Source organism: Aequorivita sinensis (genome assembly GCF_006346335.1).
Classification (GTDB): domain Bacteria; phylum Bacteroidota; class Bacteroidia; order Flavobacteriales; family Flavobacteriaceae; genus Aequorivita; species Aequorivita sinensis.
On sequence record NZ_VDMC01000030.1, the window covers coordinates 1 to 4,974 of the forward strand.

Consider the following 4,974-nt stretch of genomic DNA (forward strand, 5'->3'; position numbering starts at 1 on the left):
GAAAAATAGGCGAAAAAGTACTAATTGAAATATTTTTGGCTTGTATCAAACTTTAGGATTAAACAAAAATTTAGGGCTTAGTGATCGCCTACTTATCATATACGAAACGTTGGCGGTAATGTAAAAAACACGAAAAATCGAGAATTTAATGAACGAAAAAATAACAACCATTGCGTTTGACGCAGATGATACTTTGTGGATAAATGAACCCTATTTTCAAGAAGCCGAAAAACAATTTTGTGAATTACTTGAAAATTACCTTCCACAACATACTGTTTCACAGGAACTTTTTAAAACCGAAATGAAAAATCTGCACCTTTACGGTTACGGAATTAAGGGTTTTATGTTATGTATGATTGAAACAGCAAATCGAGTTTCAAATAAAACCGTTTCGCTTGATGTGGTAGATAAAATAATCGAAATCGGACACGATTTGTTGCAAAAACCCATTGAGCTTTTAGATGGAGTTCAAAAAACTTTGGAAACACTAAAAGACAATTATCGTTTAATAGTGGCTACAAAAGGCGACTTGCTCGACCAAGAACGAAAACTCAAAAATTCGGGATTGGAAAATTATTTCCACCATATAGAAATTATGAGTGATAAAAAAGTTACAGACTATCAAAAGTTGCTAAAACATTTAGACTGTAAACCTGAAAACTTTTTAATGTTGGGAAATTCCATAAAATCCGACATTCTTCCAGTTTTAGAATTGAGTGCAAACGCAGCCCATATTCCGTACCACGTAACTTGGACACACGAACAACAAGACCACAATTTAAAACACGAAAATTTTGTTGAACTAAAAAAAATTGACGAAATCAAAAATTATTTGAACTAAAAATGAAGAAATTAATTGATATAGAGAATTGGAACAGAAAAGAACATTTTCATTTTTTTTCAAAATTTTCCGAGCCATTTTTTGGCGTAACGGTTAATGTTGAATGTTCAACTGCTTATTCAAAAGCCAAAGAAAAACAAGTTTCATTCTTCCTTTATTATTTATATCGAGCATTGAAATCTGCGAACAAAATTGACAATTTTAAATACAGGATAATTGATAATAAAGCCTATGAATTTGATGTTGTAAATGCTTCACCAACCATAAACCGACCAAACGGAACATTCGGATTTGCTTATATGGATTATGCAAAAAATGAAGATGAATTTTATCAAAAAGCAATGGAAGAAATTGAAAAAGTTCAAAACACAAACAGCCTTTTACCTGCAGTTTCAGGCGAAAATGTGATACACTTTTCGGCAATTCCTTGGATTGATTTTACGAGTATTTCACACGCAAGAAGTTTTTCGCACCCAGACAGTTGTCCAAAAATATCGTTTGGTAAAATGACAGAAACCAACAAAAAAAAATCAATGCCAATTTCCATTCACGGACACCACGCATTAATGGACGGCTTTCACGTTGGACAATTTATAGACGAATTTCAAAAACTAATGAATGAATAAACACTACCGCCAACAATGGCTATAAACAATTGGGGCGAAAGTGATAAAACAAAAGTATAAACATAAAACAAAGGTCGGTGCTAAACCGAAAAGTTAGGGCATAAAACCCCCAACTGTTCATAGCCGAGACCGTTGGCAATAATTTGAATGAACATAATTCGAACAATATTAATAATTGCAATTTGTCAAAGTTGCGCGGATAAAAACTTAGATACCGACTTGCTTGGTAATTGGAGTTCAACGAATAGTGCAAATATTGTGGATTTAAGATTCTACAAAGATTCTCTTTTGACAAATTCTTGGGAACGAGAAACCAAGTACTCCTGGAGAAGTGACAATTCAAAAATTTATTATACTCAACTAACAAATATTGACCCTGATTTAAGAACCGACTTTGTTTTTGAATATAAAATGAATTCTCAAAAGGATACTTTATTCATCAAAACAGAGACTGATTCTTTACGCACAATTGAATTATCGAAAATTAATAATGCATATCAATACTTTGAAAAAAACATAAATCTCGACATTGATTTAGTCAAGAAAGAAAACGGACTCATTCCGAGCGGAAATAAAGAATTTGACTATAATATTTATGTTGGATATAAAAATGGCAAACTAATATCAAAATCAGATAAATATATAAACCTATCGGGTATCGAACTTGCAACTATGGAATATATTTTTTCATTTAAGGAGCCAAATGAGAATGATTTTAAATATATGTTGTTCGTGGATAAAAAAGTTCCCAAAAAACAATACGATTCTATTAAGTCTCTTTTAGAAAATACTAGGATTAAAAAAATATTTCGAGTATATACCAATAACAAAGTGGATTACACAAAAACCGATTGGAAATCGGAATTGAATTGGTATGGAACATACGAATGAAAAAACTATTGCCAACAATGGCTATAAGTAATTGCTTGTTCTCACCTACTTCTGAAAATCCTCGCGGATTTTCAGTTTGGTGTGTACTTGCAAAGTTAGGTACTAAAACACGCAACTACTCATAGCCGAGACCGTTACCACACATTTGAAAAAAGCAATCGTCATAGCATTAATAACCATTCTGATTTTAACATTTATAGTGTTATCAATGGGTGGCGGACACGGATTTTTTTGGCCAGCTAAAATCGTTTATCCATATTCGATGATTATAAGCGTGCTGAATAATCAAATTGGAATTTTGGCAATTATTATTGCTGTTATTCAGATTCCCATTTACGGAATTTTGATGACTAAAAAACCCAAATGGACAATCATAATATTCGGAATTCATATCGTTTCTGCAATCATCTGTCTGAATTTACCAACCGAAACTTTTAGCGGATGAGTGTGACCGAATTTTTAAAGCTAAAAACAAATTATATCAGAATTGGAATTAGGACAATTCTGTTTTTTGGAATTCTGTTACTTCTGGTTTTCATTGAGATACTTGCTTTCTTTTTGATTTATGGTTCTGGAGCAACTTCAAGCAGAATTGCGGAATTATGGTATGTTGACCTAATTTTAAACTATCTTCCGATTTTGCTTGTTGGCGGATTTTTAGTTTATGTAATAACAAAAGAATATAAAAAACAAGAATATGTGAAATTCAAAACAAATCTGATAACACTTTTGATTTTGATATTCCTATTCTCAATCAGAAATCAACTTGACCAACTGATATTCTGAAATATAAAATAAAAACGTGTGGTAACAACGTGTATAGCTCATTGCGGCTGAATTCCTAATCGGAATTCATTGCAATTTGCTATCTTCGTTCTACGGCGGAAAATCCTCGCGGATTTCCCGCAACGAGCCATACACAAAACCGTTAGCGGTCATTGAAAAAAAAATCGAACTTATCTAAAAAATACTTATACAAATAACAAGTTCAACTATTTAGTAGAACTATTGAAATAATAAATGAAAGAATTTTTACTAAACATACACAAGATAAAGAATGTAGTATTAAACGAGTATATTTCGCATTGGAAGGAAATATCAGTTCCCAAAAAAACTACAATGACTGTGCAAGGAGAAACTCAAAAGTACCTTTATTTTGTCTTAGAAGGTGTACAGAAATCCTATTATTTAAAAGATGATAAAGAACATATAATTTCTTTTTCATTCGCACCTTCCTTTTCTACAATACCAGAATCTTTTCTAACACAAACACCTTCAAAATGCTATTTAGAAACGATAACAGATAGCCGTTTCTTAAGAATTTCCTACAAAAAACATCAACAATTGATGTTAGAATATCGCGAAATTGAAACTTTATTCCGAAAGATAACTGAATTCTTTTTAGTAGAAATGGTAGAAAGACATTATCAATTAATGTCACACGATATTGAATCACGTTTTGTTCTATTAACTAAAAAATATCCTTTTCTTATTAATATGGTTTCCAATAAAGATTTGGCTTCTTATTTGAGAATAGACTCTACAAATTTCAGTAAATTGCTAAACCGTGTCAAGATTTAAAATGTTGGTCAGCACCAAGATTTTAAATTCTAAACATCATTATTTTTGCCCTAAAAATCACTTTATGAAAAAAGCAATAATTATCGGTGCGACATCAGGAATTGGAAAAGGAATTGCTAAAATTTTGGTTGACAATGATTATAAAGTTGGCATTACAGGCAGACGGACTGAATTACTTGAAGAATTGAAATCGCAAAATCCAAACTCATATTATACACGGTCTTTTGACATAACCGACACGAAAATAATTGTTGAAAATTTAGAAGCTTTAACAACTGTACTTGGTGGCCTTGACTTACTAATAATTAGTTCAGGAACGGGCGACTTAAATGAGAAACTTGACTTTGAAATTGAAAAGCGGACAGTTGAAACCAATGTAATGGGATTTACTTGTATCGCAAATTGGGCTTTTAATTATTTTGAGAATCAGAAGTCAGGACATTTAGTTGCTATCAGTTCAGTTGGTGGACTTCGTGGAAGTGGAATTGCACCTGCATACAATGCAACAAAAGCGTATCAAGTAAATTACTTGGAAGGATTAAGACAAAAGGCAAGAAAACTTAATCAACAAATTTATGTAACAGATATAAGACCAGGTTTTGTTGATACTGATATGGCGAAAGGAGAAGGTCAATTTTGGGTTGCGACAGTTGACAAAGCAACTCGACAAATTTTTGAAGCTATTAAACAGAAAAAGAAAATAGCTTATGTCACCAAACGTTGGCGAATAATTGCGTCAATTTTAAAACGAGTACCAAGACAAATCTATGACAGAATGTAACGACAGAAAAAACAACGAACCGCTAACAATGTATATAAAAAATAGGCGAATTAGTGCTAAAATCAAGGCTTGTAGCTCGTTTCAAAGTTCGTGCTTAACCGAAAGTTTGGTGCTTCGAAATCGCCTACTTTTCATATACTAACCGTTGTGCTTCATGCAAAAACAAATAATATGACTGACTATCAACAAACTGAGGAATTTAAAAGAAGAGAAAAGGAAAGTGAAGATGTTCAGGCTATTCTGACTACTTGGAA

7 protein-coding genes are annotated in these 4,974 nt (G+C 32.2%); all 7 read left to right on the plus strand.

Translation table 11 applies throughout. The features are described from left to right. Nucleotides 1-148 precede the first annotated feature (148 nt). The 7 genes from FHP04_RS14005 (at nt 149) to FHP04_RS14035 (ending at nt 4,720) form a co-directional block, all read left to right on the plus strand. A complete protein-coding gene (locus FHP04_RS14005) occupies nt 149-841 on the plus strand; it encodes an HAD family hydrolase (RefSeq protein WP_139856777.1) in 693 nt (230 codons plus the stop codon). 2 nt (nt 842-843) lie between these two features. Further along, nucleotides 844-1,467, plus strand: a complete 624-nt coding sequence (locus FHP04_RS14010) for a chloramphenicol acetyltransferase (RefSeq protein ID WP_139856778.1) — start codon at nt 844-846, stop codon at nt 1,465-1,467. 147 nt (nt 1,468-1,614) lie between these two features. Next, the gene (locus tag FHP04_RS14540) at nt 1,615-2,358 is read left to right on the plus strand and encodes a hypothetical protein (RefSeq protein WP_110476603.1); all 744 of its coding nucleotides are present in this window, start codon (nt 1,615-1,617) and stop codon (nt 2,356-2,358) included. A 145-nt stretch (nt 2,359-2,503) separates the two neighbouring features. Continuing rightward, the gene (locus tag FHP04_RS14020; RefSeq protein ID WP_139856780.1) at nt 2,504-2,803 is read left to right on the plus strand and encodes a hypothetical protein; all 300 of its coding nucleotides are present in this window, start codon (nt 2,504-2,506) and stop codon (nt 2,801-2,803) included. Then, the gene (locus FHP04_RS14025; RefSeq protein WP_139856781.1) at nt 2,800-3,144 is read left to right on the plus strand and encodes a hypothetical protein; all 345 of its coding nucleotides are present in this window, start codon (nt 2,800-2,802) and stop codon (nt 3,142-3,144) included. The genes FHP04_RS14020 and FHP04_RS14025 overlap by 4 nt, the downstream gene beginning before the upstream one ends. A 234-nt stretch (nt 3,145-3,378) precedes the next feature. Beyond that, nucleotides 3,379-3,939 carry a Crp/Fnr family transcriptional regulator gene (locus tag FHP04_RS14030; RefSeq protein ID WP_139856782.1) on the plus strand — a complete coding sequence of 187 codons (561 nt, stop codon included), beginning with the start codon at nt 3,379-3,381 and terminating at the stop codon, nt 3,937-3,939. 64 nt (nt 3,940-4,003) lie between these two features. Then, nucleotides 4,004-4,720, plus strand: coding sequence for an SDR family NAD(P)-dependent oxidoreductase (locus tag FHP04_RS14035; RefSeq protein WP_139856783.1), 717 nt, complete (start codon nt 4,004-4,006; stop codon nt 4,718-4,720). The last annotated feature ends 254 nt before the right edge of the window (nt 4,721-4,974 follow it).

Coding starts and splice junctions, on each gene's coding strand:
- FHP04_RS14540 (WP_110476603.1), top strand. CDS start 1,615: ATGAACATAATTCGAACAATATTAATAATTGCAATTTGTCAAAGTTGC.
- FHP04_RS14010 (WP_139856778.1), top strand. CDS start 844: ATGAAGAAATTAATTGATATAGAGAATTGGAACAGAAAAGAACATTTT.
- FHP04_RS14025 (WP_139856781.1), top strand. CDS start 2,800: ATGAGTGTGACCGAATTTTTAAAGCTAAAAACAAATTATATCAGAATT.
- FHP04_RS14030 (WP_139856782.1), top strand. CDS start 3,379: ATGAAAGAATTTTTACTAAACATACACAAGATAAAGAATGTAGTATTA.
- FHP04_RS14005 (WP_139856777.1), top strand. CDS start 149: ATGAACGAAAAAATAACAACCATTGCGTTTGACGCAGATGATACTTTG.
- FHP04_RS14035 (WP_139856783.1), top strand. CDS start 4,004: ATGAAAAAAGCAATAATTATCGGTGCGACATCAGGAATTGGAAAAGGA.